2 protein-coding genes are annotated in these 2,596 nt (G+C 70.6%); one reads left to right on the top strand and one right to left on the bottom strand.

Translation table 11 applies throughout. The annotated features are described in order from the left end of the window. The first annotated feature begins 87 nt into the window (after positions 1-87). Positions 88-1,095, top strand: coding sequence for an SAM hydrolase/SAM-dependent halogenase family protein (locus tag AC5LSR_RS23335; protein WP_493469038.1), 1,008 nt, complete (start codon positions 88-90; stop codon positions 1,093-1,095). Between the two features lie 68 nt (positions 1,096-1,163). Here the strand turns inward: AC5LSR_RS23335 and pucL are convergent, their stop codons facing one another. After that, a complete protein-coding gene (gene pucL, locus AC5LSR_RS23330) occupies positions 1,164-2,036 on the bottom strand; it encodes a factor-independent urate hydroxylase (RefSeq protein ID WP_250290811.1) in 873 nt (290 codons plus the stop codon). Between the last annotated feature and the right edge of the window lie 560 nt (positions 2,037-2,596).

Below are 2,596 nucleotides of genomic sequence, written 5' to 3'. Positions count from 1 at the left end.
GATATGGGGTGGCCGTGGGGTGGGTGGAGTGGATCTTTGGGTGGACGGTGCTGATCACATGGGTGGCGGTGGGGGCACGTGGGTCGTGTGGGTTATGTGAGCTTCCTGACCGACTACGGGCTCGGCGACGGGTTCGTGGCGGCCTGTCACGGGGTGCTGCTACGGCACGCGCCCGGCGTGCGGATCATCGACATCAGCCATCTGGTGCCCGCCGGTGACGTACGGCGGGGGTCGGTCGTGCTCGCCCAGACGGTCGGTCACCTGCCGCCCGCGGTACATCTCGCGGTCGTCGACCCGGGGGTCGGCACCTCCCGGCGGGCGCTGGTCGTCTCCGCCCCGCGGGGCGTGCTCGTCGGCCCGGACAACGGGCTGCTGCCGCCCGCGGCCGACGTGCTCGGGGGAGTGCGCGCCGCGGTGGCGCTGGCCGTCCCGCACGGGGTGCCGGCGACCTTCCACGGGCGGGACGTGTTCGCCCCCGCCGCCGCCGCGGTCGCGGCCGGCCGGGATCCGGCGACGCTCGGGGAACAGATTGATCCGCATGGGCTGCTGCGGCTGGCACCACCGGTCTCCCGCCTGGTACATGCCCGCCCGGCCGACCCGGGCCCGGCCGACCCGGGCCCGGCCGGTGCCTGTCCGGCGGCCCCGGGTCCGGCTGATGCCTGTCCGGCTGATGCTCGTTCGTGCGGCGCCAGCCTGGTTGATGGCCGTCCAGCCTGGGTCGGCCCCGCCGCTGGGGAGGTGCGCACCGGAGAGCCGGGCGTGACCGGCGGGGCAGCGCCGGTGGGGGTCGAGGTGGAGGCCGAGGTGGTCACCGTCGACACCTACGGCAACGTGCAGGTGGCCGCGGACGCGGCCCTGCTGGCCTCGGCCGGGATGCGGCCCGGCCATCTGCTCCGCGTCGTCGTGGGCACCGTGGTGACCACGGCCGTGTTCGGGATCACGTTCGCCTCGGTGGCTCCCGGCGAGCTTGTCGTCTACGTCGACTCCGCGGGCCTGGTGGCGCTCGCGGTCAACCGGGGCAGCGCCGCACAGCGCCTGGCGGCCGCGGCCGGGGATCCCCTCCGGCTGTCAGCGGCGCGCCCGGCCCCCTCGTGACCACGAGTCCGAGCCCACCAGCCGGGATGACGCGCAGCCGGCCGGCCGCCGTCGTCGTCGGGGAACGTCTACCAGGCTGACTCCGCCGCGGGCACGTCGTCCCGCAGGACAGTCCCCTCGATTTTTCCATATGGCCGGTCGGCCACCTGGAAGACGACGTCGGGATTGTCCAGCCCGAAGGGCGTCAGGTCGACCGGGAAATGGTGCCTGTTCGGCATGGACAGCCGGATTTCGGCCACTTCGGCATGGGCGGCGAGGACCTCTCGTCCCATGGCGTACAGGGTCTGTTGCAGCGCGCTGCTGGGGACCTGGGCAAACGTCTCGAGCAATGTCGCCCGGATGCTCGGGAACAACGTGCCGAAATCGACGGCGGCGCTCGTGCAGCGCCAGCGGGCGGTGATTTCGGTCGCCAGGACGCGGTCGTCCGTTCCGGCCAGTGTAGTGTAGTTGTCCCGGATGAATCCCCGGAATGCCGAACCGGTCGACTTCAGTACGACCAGGCCGGCTGTCCCGGAAACGACATGCGCGGTGTCCCGGTCGACGGTGACCGTCGCCGTCCGGTATTCGCCGCCGGTGCGGAGGAACGCGTGGTCGTGCCCGTGGCCGTCCACCTCGATCCGTTGCCAGCCGTATTCTGCGATCTCCAGCCGCGCGCCGGTGACCCACGGGGTGGCGGTGGTGAAGTGCCGGGCGAGCCGCAGGCCGAACTGTTCGATCTCACCGACACCGCCTGTGCGGGCGAACGCGTGGACGGTGTTCTTCTGGGTGTCGGTGGCCAGGATGTGACTGTTGTCACCGTCGACGTGCGCGCTGGTGAAGTCGCCCCACAGCGCCGACGTGACGCTGATGTCCCGGATCCGGTGCACCGGTGTCGAGCGCTCGATGTGGACGAGCCTGATCTCCGCTTTTCCGTACCTGTTGGGGCCGAGAACGACTGCCATCGCGCCTCCGTGGTCGGGGGCCGGACCCTTGTGTCGGTCCGGGGTCTTTACCGCGTCGAACTATTGTGTGTCGAACTGTTGCGTGTCGCGCTGTTGTGCTTAGGACTGTCGCGTGTAGGGCTGTTCCGTGTCGGGCTGTTGCGGGCTGGTCCGTCGGCCGGCCCGGCCGGCCCGGCCGGCGCGCCCGCTCGGGGCGACGTTACCCGCCGCCTCCGGGTCACTGGTTGTGACTTCCCGGCGCGGACGAGGCGCCTCGCGTCTCGTCCGGCCAAATCGGTCGCCGAGCGGACGCAACCTCTGAAAGCACTCAGGCGTCGGACGGGACGATGAGGGAGGGGATATGAAGCACTCGCGGAGAAGGTTACTCTCCGCATTCGCGCGTTGTACAAATGGTTATCGTCGTCCGTTTGACACCGGCCATTTCAATGATCAATGCGTCACTGGCCCGGCCGCTGGGTACGGTCCGGCTGTGAATGAGTGGGAGGCACTCAGGACGGGCCGGTCAATGAGGCAGGTTCGTATCCCGGCCCGCCGTATCCCGGTCTGTCGTTCCGCGGCGG

The sequence above is a fragment of the Protofrankia sp. CiP1_Cm_nod4 genome, assembly GCF_982290645.1.
Note: the sequence above shows the minus strand (reverse complement) of the source record. Positions and strands in the feature narration are given on the sequence as shown.

Coding starts and splice junctions, on each gene's coding strand:
- pucL (WP_250290811.1), bottom strand. CDS start 2,036: ATGGCAGTCGTTCTCGGCCCCAACAGGTACGGAAAAGCGGAGATCAGG.